This window comes from Streptomyces glaucus (assembly GCF_039533365.1).
Lineage (GTDB): Bacteria > Actinomycetota > Actinomycetes > Streptomycetales > Streptomycetaceae > Streptomyces > Streptomyces glaucus.
Genome location: NZ_BAAATK010000030.1, coordinates 16,878 through 36,463 on the forward strand (window position 1 = coordinate 16,878; position 19,586 = coordinate 36,463).

A 19,586-nucleotide genomic window follows, 5' to 3' on the forward strand; every position below is an offset into this window, starting at 1 on the left:
GCGGTTGGTGCGACGGAAGTGCCCGCCGCGCGGTTCACACGCCGGCCGGGCCCGTCGTAAGGATCACGTTGCGCAGCGGCTCCCGGTTCACGAAACGCGTCAACTGGTCCACCAGCAGCCGTTCGGCGCGCGGCAGGAACGCGGACGTCGGGCCGCCGGCGTGCGGGCTGATCAGCACGCCCGGCACCCGCCACAGAGGATGGCCGAAAGGCAGCGGTTCGGGATCGGTGACGTCGAGGGCGGCGGCGATCCGGCCGCTCTCCGTCTCGGCGAGCAGCGCCTTGGTGTCGACGACGGGCCCGCGGGCGACGTTGACCAGCAGGGCGCCGTCCTTCATGCGGGCGAGGAAGTCCGCGTCCACCAGGTGGCGGGTGGCCTCGGTGAGCGGGGTGGACAGGACGACGACGTCCGCCTCGGGGAGCAGCCGGGGCAGCTCGGTGAGCGGGTGCACCGGACCGCGCGCCGTGGTGCGCCCGGAGCGCGCGACGCGCACCACCCGCGCCACCTCGAACGGCACGAGCCGGTCCTCGATCGCCGCGCCGATCGAGCCGTAGCCCACGATGAGGACGTTCCGGTCGGCCAGCGCGGGCCGGAACCCGCCGAGCCACTCCTGCCGGTCCTGCGCCCGGACGAAGTCGGGGAGGCCGCGCAGCGACGCCAGGATCAGCGCGAGCGCGAGCTCCGCGGTGCTGGCCTCGTGCACCCCGCGCGCGTTGCACAGGCGTACGCCCGGCCCCAGGTGGCGCAGGCCCGGCTCGATGTGGTCGGTGCCGGCCGACAGGGTCTGGACGACCCGGACACCGCGCATCCGGGGCAGGGGGCGCTGTCCGACCTCGGCGGGCTTCATGTAGGGGACGACGTAGAAGGCGCAGTCGGCCGGGTCCGCGGGGAAATCCTCCTCCCCGTCCCAGAAGCGGTACTCCGGCCCCTCGGGGAGCCCTTCGATCTCGTCCGGCGGTATGGGCAGCCACACGTCTGCAGTCATGGTCCGGAGGCTATGTCAGGCACGCGCCGGCGCAGAGGTTAGGTTGGGGTGGCCAGGAGAGGGAGGGTCACGACCAGGTGGAGCGCAGGACGATCGGCGCGACGGCGCTCGCGGTGGGGGCCGTCGGACTCGGGTGCATGCCGATGAGCTGGGCCTACAGCACCTCGCGGCAGCGCGGCGAGGAGTCGCTCAGGGCGGTGCACCGGGCGCTCGACCTGGGCTCGACGCTGCTGGACACCGCCGACATGTACGGCCCGTTCACCAACGAGCTGCTGGTGGGGCGGGTGCTCAAGGAGCGCCGGGCCGACGCCTTCGTCTCGACCAAGGTCGGCCTGCTGGTGGGCGAGCAGCACATCGTGGCCAACGGCCGCCCGGGATACGTGAAGCGGGCCTGCGACGCGTCGCTCCGGCGCCTGCAGACGGACGTCATCGACCTGTACCAGCTGCACCGGGCGGACCCGGAGGTCCCGGTCGAGGAGACCTGGGGGGCGATGGCGGAGCTCGTCCAGGCCGGAAAGGTGCGGGCGCTGGGGTTGTGCGCGGTGGGCGCGCGGTCGGCGCGGCGGCCGGGGACCGGGCTGCACGACGTGACGATCCGGCAGCTGGAGCGGGTGCAGCAGGTCTTCCCGGTGAGCGCGGTGGAGGCGGAGCTGTCGGTGTGGTCGCCGGAGGCGCTGCGGACGCTGCTGCCGTGGTGCGAGGCGCGCGGCGTCGGCTTCCTCGCCGCGATGCCGCTCGGCAACGGTTTCCTCACCGGCACGCTGACGCCCGGCGAGGGCTTCGAACCGGACGACGTGCGCGCCCGGCACCCGCGTTTCACGGCCGAGATGATGGCCGCGAACCAGCCGATCGTGGTCGGCCTGCGCCGCATCGCGGCCCGGCACGGCGAGCGGGTCACGCCCGCGCAGGTGGCCCTGGCGTGGGTCCTGGCCCAGGGCCGCCACGTGGTCCCGGTGCCGGGCACCAAGCAGGAGCGCTGGGTCGTGGAGAACGCCGGGGCCGCCGGACTGCGGCTGACCCCGCAGGACCTGGCGGAGGTGGCGCTGCTGCCGCCGGCGCGGGGGTCGTGGGACTGAGGCGGCCGGGCGCGGGGGCGTACGGGCGGGCGCGGGCCCGGCGGTTCGGGACGCGGTGCCCGGGAACCTGTGGGACGCCGACGGTGTATGACAGGGAGAACCCGCCGCGTCGAAGGGATCGGGATCGTGCATCATCGAGCCGTGCCGGCCGTGCTGGCCACCGCCGCGCTCCTGCTGACGGCCGGCTGCTCCTCCGGCGACGGAGGGCCGCCGGACGGAGCCGGGAGCGCCGCCTCCCCGAGCCGTACGACCGGGCAGTCGTCGCCCTCCGGGCGGGCCACCGGGGAGACGCCCCCGGCCAAGGGCTCCGCGAAGGTGGTCCGCACGGTCGCCACGGGCCTGGACAGCCCCTGGGGCCTGGCCCCGCTGCCGGACGGGGACCTGCTGGTCTCCTCCCGGGACGAGGGCACGATCACCCAGGTCGACACCGGCACGGGCCGAAAGACCGAGCTGGGCGAGGTGCCGGGGGTGTCGCCGGCCGGCGAGGGCGGTCTGCTCGGCCTGGCGCTCTCCCCCGACTACGCCTCGGACCACATGGTCTACGCGTACTTCACCTCGGCCTCGGACAACCGCGTCGTCCGCATGCTGTACGACGAGGACAAGCCGTCCGGCGAGCAGCTGGGCGCCCCCGACACGATCTTCAAGGGCATCCCCAAGGGCGTGATCCACAACGGTGGCCGGATCGCCTTCGGCCCCGACCGGATGCTGTACGTGGGCACGGGCGAGAGCGGGGACACGGGCCTGTCCCAGGACCGGGAGTCGCTGGGCGGCAAGATCCTCCGGCTGACCCCGGAGGGCGAGCCGGCCCCGGGCAACCCCTTCGCCGGCTCCCCGGTCCACTCCTACGGCCACCGCAATGTGCAGGGCCTGGCCTGGGACTCCCGGCAGCGCCTGTTCGCCTCGGAGTTCGGCCAGGAGACCTGGGACGAGCTGAACGCGATCAAGCCGGGTGACAACTACGGCTGGCCGGAGGCGGAGGGCAGGTCGGACGACTCCGGCTTCCACGACCCGGTCGCCCAGTGGAGCACGGACGAGGCCTCCCCCAGCGGCATCGCCTACGCCAAGGGCTCGATCTGGATGGCGGGCCTGCGCGGCCAACGCCTGTGGCGCATCCCCCTGGAGGGCACTCGGGCCGCGGCCGCCCCGCAGGCCTTCCTGGAGGGCGAGTACGGCCGGCTGCGCACGGTGGTCCCGGCGGGCGGCGACAGGCTGTGGCTGGTCACCAGCAACACGGACGGGCGGGGCGCCCCGAAGGACGGGGACGACCGGATCCTGGAGGTGCGGGTGAGGTGACCGGCCGACGCCGGGCGAGCCGCGGCGTCCGGCGGGCGGCCGGCCCGCGGCGCGGCGTTCAGTCCTCGCCCTCGGCCGTCCCGTCGCCGGCGTCCTGCCCCTCGGCCGGCTTCGGCAGCCGTACGACGACCGTCCCGGACGCGAGGTCCACGGGCCCGCGTCCGGGGTCGCCGTCCCCCACGTCCTGCCGGGTCAGTTCCAGGCGGTTCCGCTCGTCCCGGGTGTGCGTGCGGCCGGGCGCGAACAGTTCCTCGAACACGTTGAACACGCTGCCTCCCACGGCCGACGTCCCTTGCAGCGTAAACCCGCCTCCGTGCGGCGGGGCGCGGTTTCCGGCCGAACGCGCGTCCGGTTCCGGCCGCCCGCCGGGCGCCGCGCCGCTCGTCCCGCCCCGCCGGATCCCGCCACCGGCCGGGCTCGGCGACGGCCGGGCTCGGCGACGGAACACCTTCGTGATCGGCAGACGGCCCGCCGCATCGGGCGGGTTCCGCGTCCTCCGGCGCCCCGGGGCCAAACGCGCGTAAGGGACCCGGGCCTGCCGCGGGACGCTCGCGGCAGGCCCGGGCCCCTCGGGCGCGGCGGTTCAGCCCGTGGACGGCAGTCCGAGCAGGATGCCGGTGTACTTCAGGACGGCCAGCAGCAGGCCGATGACGCCGAGCGCGACACCCGCCCAGGCGACCGACTTGATCCACGGGGCCTGCGGCCTGCCGGGCACGCCGAAGGCGGGCCGGGCGAGCACCACGACACCGACGATCAGCGCGGTCAGCGCGAACAGGCCGGCCCACAGCGCGGTGGTCCGCCAGGCGTCGCCGTAGACCTCCTCGACCTGCTTCGCGACGCTCGCGCCGGAGGAGGTCTCCAGCTGGCCGACGAGGGTCTCGCGGGCGGCGGCGACGGTGCCGATCCAGCCGCCGGTGAGCGAGACCAGGCCGAGCGCGGCGGAGACGACGGCGCCCGCGCCCTGGCCGACGCCGGACGGGCCCTGCGCCGTGCCGTCCGCCGGGTCCGCCGTGCTCCGCGCGGAGTCCTCCGCGGCCTCCGCCGTCCCCGTCACCTCGTCCGCCGTGTCGGTCCTGGTGGCGTCCGCCGTGTCCGCGGCGGTCTTCTTCTCGGTTCCGGTCTCGTCCACTGTCTTCGTTCCCATGTCTCGCACCGTACGGACGCTCTCTGAGAGGTCCCTTAACGATCGTGGCGGGCGGCACCCGCCCGTGCCGCCCGCCACTCGGGGGCCAGCACGGACCAGACCTCCAGGTCCTGCCGTACGCCGTGATGGAGGTAGGCCTCGCGCCGCACGCCGTCGCGGGTCATCCCCAGGCGGCGGGCGACGTTCAGGCTGGGCAGGTTGTCGGCGGCGGCGACCCATTCGACGCGGTGGATGCCGCGCTGCTCGACCAGCCAGTCGATGAGCACCCGCATCGCGCGCGTGACCAGGCCCCGCCCGGTGCCCGCGGGCTCCAGCCAGCAGCCGACCTCGCAGGTGCCGCCCCGGGCGTCGCAGTTCAGCGTGAGCACGCCGCCCACGAGCTTTCCCGCCAGCCACAGGCCGTGCAGGGAGGCGGTGTCGGCGGCGCGCCGGTCGGCGTAGTCCTGGAGCAGCTGCCGCGCGGAGGGCACGTCGGTGGCGCGGGAGCCGAAGGGGACGTACCGGTTGATGAACTCCCGGCCCCGGTCCAGGTGGGCGAGGAACTCCTCGGCGTGCCAGGGCTCCAGGGGGCGCAGTTCGGCTCCGTCGTCACCCAGTGGTATCGCGTACATCCCGCTGCCGGCCCTCCTTCGCCAGGACGTCCGCCACCCCGGCGTCCGTCTTCGTGGCCAGCCTCTCATGAGCGGCGCGGCACTCGGGCGCCTCGATGCTGATCCGCGGCAGCCACCGGTCCAGCCGGCGCGGCAGCCACCAGTTGGCGCCGCCGAGCAGGTGCATCAGGGCGGGGACGAGCAGGGTGCGCAGGACGAACGCGTCCAGGGCGACCGCGGCGGCGAGCGCGATGCCGAACATGGCGATCACCCGGTCGCCGCTGAGCACGAAGGCGAGGAAGACCGAGATCATGATGACCGCGGCGGAATTGATCACCCGGCTGGTCTCGGCGAGGCCGACGCGGACGGCCCGCCGGTTGTCGCCGGTCTCCAGCCACTCCTCGTACATCCGGCTGACCAGGAAGACCTGGTAGTCCATGGAGAGTCCGAAGAGGACCGACACCATGATCACCGGCAGGAAGGGCTCGATCGGGCCGGCGCTGCCCAGGCCGAGCGGTTCGCTGCCCCAGCCCCACTGGAAGATCGCGACGACGACGCCGAAGGCGGCGGCGACGGCGGCCACGTTCATCGCGGCGGCCTTCAGCGGGATGCCGACGGACCGGAAGGCCAGCAGGAGCAGCAGACAGCCCAGGCCGACGACGACGCCGACGAACGCCGGCAGTTTGCCGACGATCACGTCGGCGAAGTCGTCGTAGCCCGCCGTGACACCGCCGACCTGCACGTCGAGCGAGGTGCCCGCCTCGGCGCGGGGCAGCACCTCGGCGCGCAGCCGGTCGACGAGGTCGCTGGTGGCCTGCGCCTGCGGGGCCGACTCGGGGACGAGGGTGAGGTGGGCGGTGTCGCCGCCGGAGCTGTACGTCACCGGCGTCACCGACGCGACGCCCTCGGTGGCGCGCAGGGTGCGGTCGAGGTTGTCCAGCACGAGCCGGTCCTCGGCGCCGCCGACCTCGGTGACCAGGGTGAGCGGGCCGTTCACACCGGGTCCGAAGCCGTCGGCGAGCAGGTCGTAGGCCTGGCGCGTGGTGGAGGTCCGCGGGTCGTTGCCCTGGTCGGAGGTGCCCAGACGCAGCCCGAGGGTGGGCAGCGCGAGGACGGCGACGACGGTCAGGGCGAGCGCGCCGAGCGCCTTGGGGCGGCGCTCGACCAGCGCCGACCAGCGGGCGGCGAGCCCGGTCGGCAGCTCGGGTTCGGGCCCGTGCTGCGCCAGCCGGTGCCGCTCGCGGCGGCTGAGGGCGCGCATACCGATGAGGGACAGCAGGGCGGGCAGCAGGGTCACGGAGGCGGCGACCGTCAGGACGACGGTCAGCGCGGCCGCGACGGCGACGCCGTTGAGGAAGTTCAGCCGCAGGATCAGCATGCCCAGCAGGGCGATGCAGACGGTCGCACCCGCGAAGACGACTGCCCGCCCGGTGGTGGCGACGGCCTCCGCGGCCGCCTCGGTGACCCCGAGGCCGCGCTTCAGGCCGCGCCGGTGCCGGGTGACGATGAACAGCGCGTAGTCGATGCCGACGCCGAGCCCGATCAGCATGCCGAGCATGGGCGCGAAGTCGGCGACGGTCATCGCGTGCCCGAGCAGCGCGATCCCGGCGTACGCGGTGCCGGCGCCGACCAGCGCGGTGGCGATGGGCAGCAGCGAGGCGGCGAGGGAGCCGAAGGCCAGGAAGAGCACGACGGCGGCGACCGCCACGCCGACGGCCTCGGCGAGGTGTCCGCCCGCCGGCTCGGTGAGTCCGACGGCGCCGCCGCCCAGTTCCACCCGGAGCCCGTCGGTCTCGGCGGCCTCGGCGGTGTCGACCAGGGCCCGCGCCTCGGACTCGGTGATGTCCTCGGCCCGGTCGGCGAAGGCGACCGTGGCGTACGCCGTGCGTCCGTCCTCGCTGATCCGGCCCGCGTCCCGGCCGTCGTACGGGCCGGTGACGGAGGCCACGCCGGGCAGGTCCCCGATCCGGTCCAGGGTGCGGGTCATCGTCTGTTCGACGTCGGCCGCGCGGACGGTGCCGGCGGCGGTGTGCCAGACGACGGTGCCGCTGTCGCCGCCGAGGTCCGGAAAGCCGCGCTCGAGCAGCTGGGCGGCGCGGTCGGACTCGGTGCCCGGGACCTCGTAGTCGTTCGAGTACGCGGTCCCGGCGACGGATGCGGCGGCGGCGGCCCCGGCGAGGGTGAGGAGCCAGAACAGGACGGCGATCAGGCGGCGTCGGACACACCAGCGTGCAAGGGCTGCCACGAACGAGCTCCCAGAGGGGTGACTACGGCGGATCTTTGGCCGGGAACAGTTGTCCATGGAGGGAACGACCCGCAAAGAACGCATGAGCAATGCAAGGCGAGGTGATGCGCATGCCACTGTTGCAGGTGAAAGTGATCGTTTGAGGCTTTCGTGGTGCTCTTCCCAAGAGTGGGAGGCAGCTCACACCCCGATCAGGCGAGCCGCCGGGCCCGAGTGGCACCGCTCACGGAACCGGGTGCCGGCCGCGGGAACTTCTCGGCCCCCCGGACGTTCGCCGCCCCCCCCCGCCGAACCGGGCGCCGAGGCGCACAGCCTGCTGTTCGCCGAGGGCGGCCCGGCGGAGCTGCTGCGCGCCGGCGCGGGCCGCAGCCCCGGCTTCGTACGGCCGGCGGGGCGCCGCCCGTGACTCCATGCGCCCGGGGGGACGCACCGCGGCCGGTGCGTCCCCCCGGGATGTGCGCGAACGGGGCTCAGCCCTCGTCGACGCCCAGCTTCTGCAGGATCAGTTCCTTCACGCGGGCCGCGTCGGCCTGGCCCCGGGTGGCCTTCATGACCGCGCCGACCAGGGCGCCGGCCGCGGCCACCTTGCCGCCGCGGATCTTGTCCGCGATGGCCGGGTTGCCGGCGATGGCCTCGTCGACGGCGGCGGTCAGCGCGCCCTCGTCGGAGACGACCTTCAGGCCGCGCCGGTCGACCACCTCGTCCGGGGTGCCCTCGCCCGCGAGGACGCCCTCGATGACCTGGCGGGCCAGCTTGTCGTTCAGGTCGCCGGAGGCCACCAGCTCGGTGACGCGGGCGACCTGCCGCGGCGTGATGGCCAGCTCGTCCAGGGCCTTGCCGGACTCGTTGGCCTGCCGGGCCAGCTCGCCCATCCACCACTTGCGGGCGCTGGCCGCGTCGGCGCCGGCGTCGATCGTGGCGACGATCAGGTCCAGCGCGCCGGCGTTGAGGATCGCCTGCATGTCGGTGGCGGTCACGCCCCACTCCTCGCGGAGCCGGTTGCGGCGCACCAGCGGCAGCTCGGGCAGGGCCGCGCGGATCTCCTCGACCCACTCGCGCGAGGGGGCGACCGGGACGAGGTCGGGCTCCGGGAAGTACCGGTAGTCCTCGGCCTCCTCCTTCACCCGGCCGGAGGTGGTGGTGCCGGTGTCCTCGTGGAAGTGGCGGGTCTCCTGGACGATCGTCCCGCCGCCGCTCAGCACGGCGGCGTGGCGCTGGATCTCGTAGCGGCAGGCGCGCTCGACGGACCGCAGCGAGTTGACGTTCTTGGTCTCGGAGCGGGTGCCGAACTTCTCGGCGCCCTTCGGCATCAGCGACAGGTTCACGTCGCAGCGCATCTGGCCCATCTCCATGCGGGCCTCGGACACGCCGAGCGCCCGGATGAGCTCGCGCAGCTCGCGCACGTACGCCTTCGCCACCTCGGGGGCGCGCTCGCCGGCGCCGGTGATCGGCTTGGTGACGATCTCGATGAGCGGGATGCCGGCGCGGTTGTAGTCCAGCAGGGAGTGCGACGCGCCGTGGATGCGGCCGGTGGCGCCGCCGACGTGGGTCGACTTGCCGGTGTCCTCCTCCATGTGGGCGCGCTCGATCTCCACGCGGAAGATCTCGCCGTCCTCCAGCTGCACGTCGAGCCAGCCGTCGAAGGCGATCGGCTCGTCGTACTGGGAGGTCTGGAAGTTCTTCGGCATGTCCGGATAGAAGTAGTTCTTCCGGGCGAAGCGGCACCACTCGGCGATCTCGCAGTTCAGCGCGAGACCGATCTTGATGGCGGACTCGACGCCGGTCGCGTTGACGACCGGGAGCGAGCCGGGCAGGCCGAGGCAGACGGGGCAGGTCTGGGTGTTCGCCCCGGCGCCCAGCGCGGTCGAACAGCCGCAGAACATCTTGGTCTTGGTGCCGAGTTCGACATGGACCTCGAGGCCCATGACGGGGTCGTACGACGCGAGTGCGTCCTCGTACGACACCAGGTCGGTCGTGGTGGTCACGGTGAAACTTCCCTCTCAGCCCAGCAGGACGTCGTCGTCGCCGAAGCTCTTCAGCTCGCGGTAGAGGATGGCGAGGTTGGTGACGACCGCGGCGCCGGTCACGACGGCGTCGATCAGCCGCAGGGTGTCGTTCTCGGTGCGGGCCTTCTTGATCTGCTTGACCACGCCGATCACGCCGAAGGCCGAGGTGGCCATCGAGACGTAGAGACCGGACTTGGACTTCTTGAAGCCCTTGGCCTTGGACAGTGCGCTCACAGCGACGGTGCCTCCTCCAGCAGCGGGTGTCCCCACTTTTCCACGAAGGCGGCCTCGACGGCGGCGCCCACCTTGTACAGCCGGTCGTCCTGCAGCGCGGGGGCGATGATCTGCAGGCCGACCGGGAGGTTGTCCTCCGGCGCCAGGCCGCAGGGCAGCGACATGGCCGCGTTGCCCGCCAGGTTGGCCGGGATGGTGCACAGGTCGGCGAGGTACATCGCCATCGGGTCGTCGGCGCGCTCGCCGATCGGGAAGGCGGTGGTCGGGGTCGTCGGGGAGACGATCACGTCGACCCGCTCGAAGGCCTGCTCGAACTCCTGCTTGATGAGGGTGCGGACCTTCTGGGCGCTGCCGTAGTAGGCGTCGTAGTAGCCGCTGGACAGGGCGTACGTGCCGAGCATGATGCGGCGCTTGACCTCGGGGCCGAAGCCGGCCTCACGGGTGAGGGAGGTGACCTCCTCGGCCGAGCGGCTGCCGTCGTCGCCGACCCGCAGGCCGTAGCGCAGGCCGTCGAAGCGGGCCAGGTTGGAGGAGCACTCGGAGGGCGCGATCAGGTAGTACGCCGACAGGGCCAGGTCGAAGGACGGGCAGTCCAGCTCGACGATCTCGGCGCCCAGTTCCTTGAGCAGCGCGACGGACTCGTCGAACCGCTGGACGACGCCGGCCTGGTAGCCCTCGCCGCGGAACTGCTTGACGACGCCGACGCGCATGCCCGCCACGCTGCCGTTGCGGGCGGCCTCGACGACCGGCGGGACCGGGGCGTCGATGGAGGTGGAGTCGAGCGGGTCGTGGCCGGCGATCACCTCGTGCAGCAGGGCCGCGTCCAGGACCGTGCGGGCGCAGGGGCCGCCCTGGTCGAGGGAGGAGGAGAACGCCACCATGCCGTAGCGGGAGACGCCGCCGTACGTCGGCTTCACGCCGACCGTGCCGGTGACGGCCGCGGGCTGGCGGATGGAGCCGCCGGTGTCGGTGCCGATGGCGAGCGGGGCCTCGAAGGCGGCCAGGGCCGCGGAGGAGCCGCCGCCGGAGCCGCCGGGGATCCGGGTGAGGTCCCAGGGGTTGCCGGTCGGCCCGAAGGCGCTGTTCTCGGTGGAGGACCCCATGGCGAACTCGTCCATGTTGGTCTTGCCGAGGATGACGACGTCGGCGGCCTTCAGCTTCCGGGTGACCGTCGCGTCGTACGGCGGGATCCAGCCCTCGAGGATCTTCGAGCCGACCGTCGTGGGCACGCCCTCGGTGGTGAAGATGTCCTTGAGCGCGAGGGGGACGCCGGCCAGCGGGCCGAGCTTCTCCCCGCGGGCCCGCTTGTCGTCGACGGCGCGGGCCTGGGCGAGGGCGCCCTCGCGGTCGACGTGCAGGAAGGCGTGCACCTTCTCGTCGACGGCCTCGATCCGGGCGAGGTGGGCCTCGGTGACCTCGACGGCCGTGAGCTCACCGGCGGCGATCTTCTCGGCGATCTCGGCGGCCGTGAGCTTGATGATGGGACTGTCCGTCATGGCGGTTACTCCTCCCCCAGGATCTGCGGCACCTTGAAACGCTGCTGCTCCTGGGCGGGGGCGCCGGAGAGCGCCTGCTCGGGGGTGAGCGACGGGCGGACCTCGTCCGGGCGCATGACGTTCGTCAGCGGGAGCGGGTGCGAGGTCGGCGGTACGTCTCGGTCGGCGACCTCGCTGACGCGGGCCACCGCGCCGATGATGTCGTCCAGCTGGCCGGCGAAGTGATCAAGCTCTTCGGGCTTCAGCTCCAGACGCGCCAGCCGGGCGAGGTGGGCGACCTCCTCGCGCGTGATGCCAGGCATGCAGCGATCCTCTGGGGTGAGTGTGTGCGGTTTGGGCCCAATCCTAGGGGGCGGGGCCGCGTGCCCGTGAAACGGTTCGCCGGGACCGCCGCGCGCCCCGGCCGCGGGGCGCGTCCCCCGGCGGGCCGGTCCCGGCGGTTCACGGGGTCCGGTGGCCGCCGGCGCCGCTGCGCGTCCGGGCGGACGGGCGGGGTGTCCGGGGGCGGGTGTGCGGGGCGGTCACTCGTCGGCGGCCGCCGCGGGCAGCGCGGCGGCGGGGCGCTGCCAGCCGCGTGAGCCGCGGGCCCGCAGCCACGCCGTGGTCTCCTCGGGCGGCATCGCCGCCGCGACCAGCCAGCCCTGGACGGCGTCGCAGCCGAGGTCCCGCAGCCGCTCCCAGGTCTCGTCGTCCTCGACGCCCTCGGCGACGACGAGCAGGCCGAGGGAGTGGGCGAGGTCGACCGTGCAGCGCACGATCTCGGCGTCCTCGGTGTCGACGGCCAGCCGGGCCACGAACGAGCGGTCGATCTTGAGCTCGCTGACCGGCAGCCGCCGCAGGTGCACCAGCGAGGAGTAGCCGGTGCCGAAGTCGTCCAGCGACATCTTCACGCCGTGTCCCGTGAGCCCGGCCAGGGTGTCGGCGGCGCGCTGCGGGTCCTCCAGGAGGACGTGTTCCGTGATCTCCAGCTGCAGCGCTCCCGCGGGCACCCCGTGGCGGGCCAGCCGCGCGGCCACCGAGCCGGCGAAGCCGGGGGTGTGCACGTCGCGCGGGGAGACGTTGACGGCGACCGGCACGAACAGGCCCTGGGCGCGCCACCGGGCGACCTGCCCGAGCGCCGTCTCCAGCACGTACTCCGTCAGCTGGGGCATCAGCCCGGAGGACTCGGCGATCGCTATGAACTCGTCCGGCGGCACCTTGCCGCGCTCCGGGTGCACCCACCGCACCAGGGCCTCCAGGCCGGCGACCTGTCCGTCGAAGCGGACCTTGGGCTGGTAGTGCAGCTGCACCTCGTGGGCGTCGAGCGCCCGGCGCAGGTCGCCCAGCAGGCCGAGCCGGTCCGGTGTGTTGGAGTCCCGCTTGGACTCGTAGACCTCCACGCCCGTGCGGTCGCGCTTGGCCTGGTACATCGCCACGTCCGCCCGCCTGAGCAGCCCCTCGGCGTCCAGGGCGTGGTCGGGGAAGACGGCGACGCCGGCGCTGGCCTCCAGGACGAGGGTGAGGCCGTCGAGGTCGAGGGGGGAGCTGAGGGCCGAGACGAGGCTGCGGGCGATGCGGGTCGCGGACGTGGTGGAGTCGGCGACCGGGAGTAAGACGGCGAACTCGTCGCCGCCGAGCCGGGCGGCCTCCGCTCCGCGCGGCAGCGCCAGCCGCAGCCGGTCGGCTGTCTGCAGCAGCAGCCGGTCGCCGGCCAGATGACCGAGGGTGTCGTTGACCGACCGGAAACGATCGAGGTCGATCAGCATGAGGGCGGCGCGGGCGTTGATGCGTTCGGCGTCGTCCAGCGCGGTCCAGATGCGCTCCAGCAGCCACTGGCGGTTGGGGAGTCCGGTCAGCGGGTCGCGCAACTGCTCCTCCGCCCGGGCGCGGGCTATCCACAGGGTGGAGTCCAGGGCGATCAGCGGGATGGCGAACAGCGGCAGCAGCACGGGCTGCGCGCCGGCGACGACGCAGACCAGCGGGGCGATGCCGAGCAGCGCGACCGCGACCAGGCCCTGTCTGACCAGGGCGGTGCGGGCGACGGTGGGCAGGCCGCCGCGCGGCGCGTGCAGGTACCACAGCAGGGTGCGGGTGACCGCGAGGTAGCCGACGGCCACCAGCACCACCTCGGGCGCGGTGTAGACCGTCCAGGTGTCCGGGTGCGACGGCCGCTCGACGGACGGCACGGAGCCGAAGGCGGCCAGCACCAGCGCTCCGGCGCCGATGCCGAGGATGTCCACCGCGCCGTGCAGCACGCCCTGCCGCCAGCGGCCCCGGCGGGCGACGCCGACCAGGACGACGACGGTGAGGCTGACCATGCCGGCCGGAACCCAGCCGTACAGCAGCAGGACGGCGAGGGTGAGGGCGGCGCCCGAGCCGGTGCCGCCCCACCAGCGGGAGCGGCCGAGCATGACCAGGTGGCCGACGATGATGCCGCTCAGCACGGCCAGGGACCAGCCGACCGCGCCGGACGGGAAGAGGGCGTGGCCGCCGGTGAACGCCCGGTAGAAACCGGCGCCCAGGACGAACCCGCCCGCCGCGACGATCGCCGCGGGCAGCGCGGGCCACGACAGGTGGCGCTCCGGATCGGCGCCCGGCGGCAGTCCGGGGCCGCGCCCGGCACCCGGCCGTGCCGGGCCGCGGCCGTCCGCGGGGGTTGTCCGCGCCCCGGCGCGCCCCCGCGCGCCGCCCTGCTCCGAAGACCGCCCGGCCCACCGGCTCGCGCGCCACACGCCGGCCATACGGCGCAGGCGCAGCCGTGAGTCCGGGGCGGCGCTCTCGGTCGGTTCCATTCCCGTCCCTCTCACAGCCGGCGGTGCCCACGCCCCGCGGCCCGATGCCCGACTGCCGTCAACGGCACCGCGTTGGAAAACCCTTCCCCCCGCTCCAGGAGAGCGCGGGGATGCCCCGACCGCAGCTGGGCACGGCAGGCGCACATCTCAACACTAGGCCGCAGAAGGCTTCCAGGGGCAGCGGTCGCCGACGGTTGCCCGAATGCGCCCCAGCCACCCATATGCATCTGATATGCGCCGATCAGGTGGTCTTCAACCGCTATTCCTCGGCCGAAAGTGCGACGCCGGCCGCGGCCTCGGGCCCTTGTTCGAGCAGAACGCCGAAACCTTCCTCGTTCAGTACCGGAACCTTCAGCTGCATCGCCTTGTCGTATTTCGATCCGGGGTTGTCACCCACAATGACGAACGACGTCTTCTTCGACACCGAACCGGTCACCTTGGCGCCCCGGCTCTGCAGCGCCTCCTTGGCGCCGTCGCGGGTGAAGTGTTCGAGGGTGCCGGTGACGACGACGGTGAGGCCCTCGAGGGGACGCGGCCCCTCGTCCTCCCCGGTGCTCTCCTCCTCCATGCGGACGCCGGCCGCCCGCCACTTGCGGAGGATCTCCTGGTGCCACTCCTCGGCGAACCACTCCTTGAGCGAGGCGGCGATGATCGGCCCGACGCCGTCGGTGTTCGCCAGTTCCTCCTCCGAGGCCTGTTCGATGCGTTCGACCGAGCGGAACTCGCGGGCCAGCGCCTCGGCGGCGACCGGGCCGACGTGACGGATCGACAGGCCGGTGAGGACGCGGGCGAGCGGGCGCTGCTTGGCGGCCTGGATGTTCTCCAGCATGGCGAGGGCGTTCTTCTTGGGCTTGCCCTCCTGGTTGGCGAAGACCGTGACGACCTTCTCCGCACCGGTCTTCGGGTCCCGCTTGGGCAGGCCGCTGTCCTGGTCGAGGACGTACGCCTTGATGGGCAGCAACTGCTCGACGGTGAGGTCGAACAGGTCGCCCTCGTCCTTCAGCGGCGGCTCGCCGGGCTCCAGCGGCTTGGTGAGGGCGGTGGCGGCGACGTAGCCGAAGTGCTCGATGTCCAGCGCCTTGCGGCCCGCGAGGTAGAACAGGCGTTCCCGCAACTGGGCGGGGCAGGTGCGGGCGTTGGGGCAGCGCAGGTCGACGTCGCCCTCCTTCATCGGCCTGAGCGGCGTACCGCACTCGGGGCACTCCGACGGCATCACGAACTCCCGCTCGGTGCCGTCGCGCAGGTCGACGACCGGGCCGAGGATCTCCGGGATGACGTCACCGGCCTTGCGCAGCACGACCGTGTCGCCGATGAGCACGCCCTTGGCCTTGACCACGTCCTGGTTGTGCAGCGTGGCGAACTCGACCTCCGAGCCCGCCACCGTGACCGGCTCGACCTGGGCGAACGGCGTGACCCGGCCCGTACGGCCGACGCCCACGCGGATGTTGACGAGCTTGGTGTTGACCTCCTCCGGCGCGTACTTGTACGCGATCGCCCAGCGCGGGGCGCGGGAGGTGGAGCCCAGCCGGCCCTGGAGCGGGATCTCGTCGAGCTTGACGACCACGCCGTCGATCTCGTGCTCCACGGAGTGGCGGTTCTCGCCGTAGTACGCGATGAACTCGCGCACGCCGTCGAGGCCGTCGACCACCTTGTTGTGCCGGGAGGTGGGCAGGCCCCACGTCCCCAGCAGGTCGTACGCCTGGGAGAGGCGGGTGAGGCCCCGGAAGCCCTCCAGGGCGCCGATGCCGTGGACCACCATGTGCAGCGGACGGGTGGCGGTGACCCGCGGGTCCTTCTGGCGCAGGGAACCGGCGGCCGCGTTGCGCGGGTTGGCGAAGGGCTTGTCGCCGGCCTCGACCAGGCGGCGGTTGAGCTCCTCGAACTTCTCCATCGGGAAGTAGACCTCGCCGCGGATCTCCACGAGGTCGGGGACGCGGTCGCCCTCCAGGCGGTCCGGGATCTCCGCGATCGTCCGGACGTTGGGGGTGATGTCCTCGCCGGTGCGGCCGTCGCCGCGGGTCGCCGCGCGCGTGAGGCGGCCGTGTTCGTAGGTGAGGTTGACGGCGAGGCCGTCGACCTTGAGCTCGCACAGGAAGTGGTAGTCCTGGTCGCCCAGCTCCCGGTGGACGCGCTCGGCCCAGGCGGCGAGTTCGTCGTCGTTGAAGGTGTTGTCGAGCGACAGCATCCGCTGCCGGTGCTCGACGGCGGTGAACTCCGTCGCGTAGGAGCCCGCCACCTTCTGCGTCGGCGAGTCCGGCGTGCGCAGTTCCGGATGCTCCTCCTCCAGCGCCTCCAGGGAGCGCAGGAGCCGGTCGAACTCGGCGTCGCTGATGACGGGAGCGTCCTTCACGTAGTACCGGAAGCGGTGCTCCTCGACCTGTTCGGCGAGCTGCCGGTGCTGCTCCCGCGCCTCGGCGGGCACGTTCGTCGTCTCCGCTTGCTTGTCGCCGGCCACCGTGTCGTCCTCCCGTTACTCTGGGTTGTCCGCGAGTGATCTCGCCGCCCGGACGCAGTGGGCGAGCGCTCTGCGCGCGTACCCCGGGGAAGCGCCCGCGAGTCCGCACGCCGGAGTGAGCGTGACCGTCTCCGCGAGAAGCCCCGGCGGCAGCCCCAGCCTGCGCCACAGCGTCCTGACACCCATGACGCTACCGGCAGGGTCCGACAACGGGCCGTCCGTGCCCGGTACGACGCCGGCGAACAGCCGGGTGCCGCCCTCCACCGCCTCGCCGATCGCCTCGTCGTCACGTTCGGTGAGGAGGGAGAGGTCGAAGGAGACCGCCGCCGCGCCCGCCCGGCGCAGCAGGGCGAACGGGACGTCCGGCGCGCACGAGTGGACCACGACCGGGCCGTCTGCGTGCACCCCGACGACGTCCCGGAGCGTGGCCTCGACGGTCTGCCGGTCCACGGCGCGGTGGGTGCGGTAGCCGCTGGCGGTCCGCACCCGGCCGCGCAGCACGGCGGTGAGGGAGGGCTCGTCGAGCTGGAGGACGAGCCGGGCGCCGGGCACCCGGCGCCGGATCTCGGCCAGGTGCAGGCGCAGCCCCTCGGCGAGGGAGGCGGCGAGGTCGCGGCAGGCGCCGGGGTCGGAGAGGGCGGCCTCGCCGTTCCTCAGCTCCAGGGCGGCGGCGAGCGTCCAGGGGCCGACCGCCTGCACCTTCAGCGGGCCCGCGTAGTCCTGGGTGAACTCCTCCAGGGCGTCGAGGTCCTCCACCAGCCACGAGCGGGCCCGCCGGGTGTCCCGGCCGGGCCGGTCGCCGATCCGCCAGCCGCTGGGCTCCACGCGCGCGTACAGCTCGACGAGCATCCCGGCGGTCCGCCCGATCATGTCGGCGCCGGGCCCGCGGGCGGGCAGCTCGGGCAGGAACGGGAAGTCCTCGAAGGTGCCGGTGACGGTCTTGACGGCCTCACGGGCGTCGCCGCCCGGCATCGACCCGACGCCGGTGGCGGCACCGAACCTGAACTGGCTGTTTTCGCTCACGGAAGGAAGCGTACGGGCAGGGGCGGGGTGGCCGGGGGGCGCGTCCGCCGCGCGGTGCCCGGCGCCGCGGCGGCCGCGCCCCCCGGGGCCGCCCGCCCGGGTCCCCGCCCCGGCCCGGGCGGCCTCGTCCGCGGGGTCCTCCCGTCCCCGGCGCAGGGGGCGCCCCGGACGGGCCCGCGTCCCTCGCCCCCGAGGTCCCCTAGCGTCCCGGCCGTACCGTCAGGTCGTTGACCTCCGCGTCCCTCGGCAGGTCCAGGGCCATGAGGATGGCCGTGGCCACCGACTCGGGGTCGATCCACCGGGACGGGTCGTACTCCCTGCCCTCCTGCTGGTGGACCTTGGCCTGCATGGGGCTGGCGGTGCGGCCGGGGTAGACGGAGGTGACGCGGACGCCGTTCGCGTGCTCCTCGTGGCGCAGGGAGTCGGCCAGGGCCTTCAGGCCGTGCTTGGAGGCGGCGTACGCGGACCAGTCGGCGTGGGCGTTCAGGCCCGCGCCGGAGTTGACGAACACCACGTGGCCCTGGCTGACCCGCAGCTGGGGCAGGAGCAGGCGGGTCAGCTCGGCGGGGGCGATCAGGTTGACGTCGAGCTGGTGGCGCCAGGTCTTCGGGGTCAGCTCGCCGACCGGGCCGAGGTCGACCACCCCGGCGATGTGCAGCAGCGAGTCCACCCGGTCCGGGAGCGACTGGTGCGAGAACGCCCAGGAGAGCCTGTCGGGGTCCGCCAGGTCGCCCACCAGCGTCCTCGCGCCGGGGAACGCGGCCGCCAGCTCCTTCGCGCGGGCCGCGTCGCGCGCGTGCAGGACGAGGTCGTCCCCGCGCGCGTGCAGACGGCGGGCCACGGCGGCGCCGATGCCGGAGCCGGCTCCGGTGATCACATGTGTAGCCATGCCCGCCATGCTCGCACCACGCCGGCTCACACCACGCCCCGGCTCTCCTCCAGGTAGGCCAGCGCCCCCACCGGCTCCTCCGCGAAGAACACCAGCTCGGCCAGCGGGCGGGGCAGGAAGCCCTCGTCCTCCATGCGCCGGAACTGCTCCTTGAGGCCGTCGTAGAAGCCCGCGGTGTTCAGCAGCACCACCGGCTTGTCGGTGTGGCCGTGCTTCTTCAGCTCCAGGATCTCGGTGGCCTCGTCGAGGGTGCCGGTGCCGCCCACCATGATCACCACCGCGTCGGCCTTCTCCAGCAGCAGCCTCTTGCGCTCGGCCAGGTCACGGGCGACCACCATCTCGTCGACGCCCGGGCGCGCCCGGTCCGACAGGAACTCCACCGAGACGCCCACCAGCCGCCCGCCCGCCTCCTGCACCCCGTCGGCGACCACCTTCATCAGCCCGACGTCCGAGCCGCCCCACACGAGCGTGTGCCCGCCCTTGCCCAGCAGCCCGGCGAACTCACGGGCCGGGCGGGTGTAGCGTTCGTCGAGGTCGGCGGCGGAGAGAAAGACGCAGATGTTCATGGGCCCACCGTACGGGCCGCCGGTGACATCGCGGTCACCCGCATCTTGGACTGCCGGTGCGGAAGCTCCTCCCAGTCGTCCATGAGCCGGGCCGACAGGCCGTGCCGCGCGGCCAGCCGGACCAGGGTCTCGGTCCGGTAGTAGAAGTCCTCGTGCAGCACCTGGTGCTCCGCGCCCTCGGTGCGGCCGAAGGTGAAGTCGAAGAAACCGCCGGGCGCGAGCACCCGGCCGACGTGGGCGAAGCACTCCTCGATGACGTGGAGCGGCGAGTGCGAGAAGACGCTGTGCGCGTGGACGACGTCGAAGTAGCCCTCGGGCAGGAAGGCGAGGGTGAGGTCGTCGGCGAGCACCAGGTGGGGCAGCCTGGACTGCAGGCCCTCGCGCACCAGGGTGTCCTGCGCGGCGAGCAGGATGTGCGGGGAGATGTCGATGCCGTAGTAGTTGCCGGGGTTGAGGTAGGCGATGAACAGCCGCCCGGCGCGCAGGTTGCCGCAGCCGATCTCCAGCATCCGGTCCTGCGGCTTCAGCCCGTGCCGCATCAGGTAGTCGAACTGCATCCGGCCGATCCGCTCCCACTGCTCCCGCGACGGGTTGTGGCCCACGGCCGCCTCGGCGCCGCGGGCCGTGTCGGAGGCCATCACGGCCCGGTAGTACGCGATGTGGTCGCGGTGGCGCAGCCGCAGCCAGGCGTCCCGCGCCGCCCGCCGCGCGTGGGCGGGGACGCGCTCCGGGTGGCGCAGGGCGTACCGGACCCGGTGGGCGAGGCTGCTGCGGTTCCTGGCGGGCTGTGCGGCTCCCATGGGGGCCCTCCTG

The 19,586-nt window shown here is 73.5% G+C and carries 17 protein-coding genes; 2 read left to right on the forward strand and 15 right to left on the reverse strand.

Going from position 1 to position 19,586, the window contains the following annotated elements; all coding sequences use genetic code 11:
* Positions 1 to 34 precede the first annotated feature (34 nt).
* A complete protein-coding gene (locus tag ABD363_RS21390; RefSeq protein ID WP_344605998.1) occupies positions 35 to 985 on the reverse strand; it encodes a 2-hydroxyacid dehydrogenase in 951 nt (316 codons plus the stop codon).
* A 77-nt stretch (positions 986 to 1,062) separates the two neighbouring features.
* On the opposite strand from ABD363_RS21390, the gene ABD363_RS21395 reads away from it, so the two are divergent.
* Together ABD363_RS21395 and ABD363_RS21400 are read left to right on the forward strand one after the other, a co-directional pair.
* Entirely contained in the window at positions 1,063 to 2,061 is a 999-nt protein-coding gene (locus ABD363_RS21395; protein ID WP_344606000.1) for an aldo/keto reductase, read from the forward strand.
* Positions 2,062 to 2,148: 87 nt separating this feature from the next.
* Positions 2,149 to 3,354, forward strand: coding sequence for a PQQ-dependent sugar dehydrogenase (locus ABD363_RS21400; RefSeq protein ID WP_344606002.1), 1,206 nt, complete (start codon positions 2,149 to 2,151; stop codon positions 3,352 to 3,354).
* 58 nt (positions 3,355 to 3,412) lie between these two features.
* Here ABD363_RS21400 and ABD363_RS21405 read toward each other — a convergent pair whose 3' ends face one another.
* The 14 genes from ABD363_RS21405 to ABD363_RS21470 all read right to left on the reverse strand — a co-directional run bounded on the left by ABD363_RS21405 (position 3,413) and on the right by ABD363_RS21470 (position 19,573).
* Positions 3,413 to 3,622 carry a DUF6191 domain-containing protein gene (locus ABD363_RS21405; protein ID WP_344606103.1) on the reverse strand — a complete coding sequence of 70 codons (210 nt, stop codon included), beginning with the start codon at positions 3,620 to 3,622 and terminating at the stop codon, positions 3,413 to 3,415.
* A gap of 315 nt (positions 3,623 to 3,937) precedes the next feature.
* Complete coding sequence (locus ABD363_RS21410) at positions 3,938 to 4,498, reverse strand: hypothetical protein (RefSeq protein ID WP_344606004.1); 561 nt, start codon at positions 4,496 to 4,498, stop codon at positions 3,938 to 3,940.
* 35 nt (positions 4,499 to 4,533) lie between these two features.
* Positions 4,534 to 5,109 (reverse strand): GNAT family N-acetyltransferase, encoded by a 576-nt coding sequence (locus ABD363_RS21415; RefSeq protein ID WP_344606006.1) that lies wholly within the window; start codon positions 5,107 to 5,109, stop codon positions 4,534 to 4,536.
* Entirely contained in the window at positions 5,087 to 7,333 is a 2,247-nt protein-coding gene (locus ABD363_RS21420) for an MMPL family transporter (protein ID WP_344606008.1), read from the reverse strand. Before ABD363_RS21420 ends, ABD363_RS21415 begins: the two co-directional genes overlap by 23 nt.
* A 470-nt stretch (positions 7,334 to 7,803) precedes the next feature.
* Entirely contained in the window at positions 7,804 to 9,318 is a 1,515-nt protein-coding gene (gatB, locus tag ABD363_RS21425) for an Asp-tRNA(Asn)/Glu-tRNA(Gln) amidotransferase subunit GatB (RefSeq protein ID WP_344606009.1), read from the reverse strand.
* A 15-nt stretch (positions 9,319 to 9,333) separates the two neighbouring features.
* A complete protein-coding gene (locus ABD363_RS21430) occupies positions 9,334 to 9,573 on the reverse strand; it encodes a hypothetical protein (RefSeq protein ID WP_344606010.1) in 240 nt (79 codons plus the stop codon).
* Positions 9,570 to 11,069: an Asp-tRNA(Asn)/Glu-tRNA(Gln) amidotransferase subunit GatA gene (gatA, locus tag ABD363_RS21435; RefSeq protein ID WP_344606012.1), complete on the reverse strand. Its 1,500-nt coding sequence runs from the start codon at positions 11,067 to 11,069 to the stop codon at positions 9,570 to 9,572. Before gatA ends, ABD363_RS21430 begins: the two co-directional genes overlap by 4 nt.
* A 5-nt stretch (positions 11,070 to 11,074) precedes the next feature.
* Positions 11,075 to 11,371, reverse strand: a complete 297-nt coding sequence (gatC, locus tag ABD363_RS21440) for an Asp-tRNA(Asn)/Glu-tRNA(Gln) amidotransferase subunit GatC (protein WP_289940015.1) — start codon at positions 11,369 to 11,371, stop codon at positions 11,075 to 11,077.
* 219 nt (positions 11,372 to 11,590) lie between these two features.
* Complete coding sequence (locus ABD363_RS21445; protein WP_344606017.1) at positions 11,591 to 13,840, reverse strand: putative bifunctional diguanylate cyclase/phosphodiesterase; 2,250 nt, start codon at positions 13,838 to 13,840, stop codon at positions 11,591 to 11,593.
* Positions 13,841 to 14,099: 259 nt separating this feature from the next.
* Positions 14,100 to 16,295, reverse strand: coding sequence for an NAD-dependent DNA ligase LigA (gene ligA, locus ABD363_RS21450; protein WP_344606019.1), 2,196 nt, complete (start codon positions 16,293 to 16,295; stop codon positions 14,100 to 14,102).
* 15 nt (positions 16,296 to 16,310) lie between these two features.
* Positions 16,311 to 17,318, reverse strand: coding sequence for a methionine synthase (locus tag ABD363_RS21455; RefSeq protein ID WP_344606021.1), 1,008 nt, complete (start codon positions 17,316 to 17,318; stop codon positions 16,311 to 16,313).
* A gap of 199 nt (positions 17,319 to 17,517) precedes the next feature.
* Positions 17,518 to 18,207: an SDR family oxidoreductase gene (locus tag ABD363_RS21460; RefSeq protein WP_344606023.1), complete on the reverse strand. Its 690-nt coding sequence runs from the start codon at positions 18,205 to 18,207 to the stop codon at positions 17,518 to 17,520.
* Between the two features lie 26 nt (positions 18,208 to 18,233).
* Complete coding sequence (locus ABD363_RS21465) at positions 18,234 to 18,773, reverse strand: LOG family protein (RefSeq protein WP_344606025.1); 540 nt, start codon at positions 18,771 to 18,773, stop codon at positions 18,234 to 18,236.
* Positions 18,770 to 19,573, reverse strand: coding sequence for a class I SAM-dependent methyltransferase (locus ABD363_RS21470; RefSeq protein WP_344606027.1), 804 nt, complete (start codon positions 19,571 to 19,573; stop codon positions 18,770 to 18,772). The genes ABD363_RS21465 and ABD363_RS21470 overlap by 4 nt, the downstream gene beginning before the upstream one ends.
* Positions 19,574 to 19,586 lie beyond the last annotated feature (13 nt).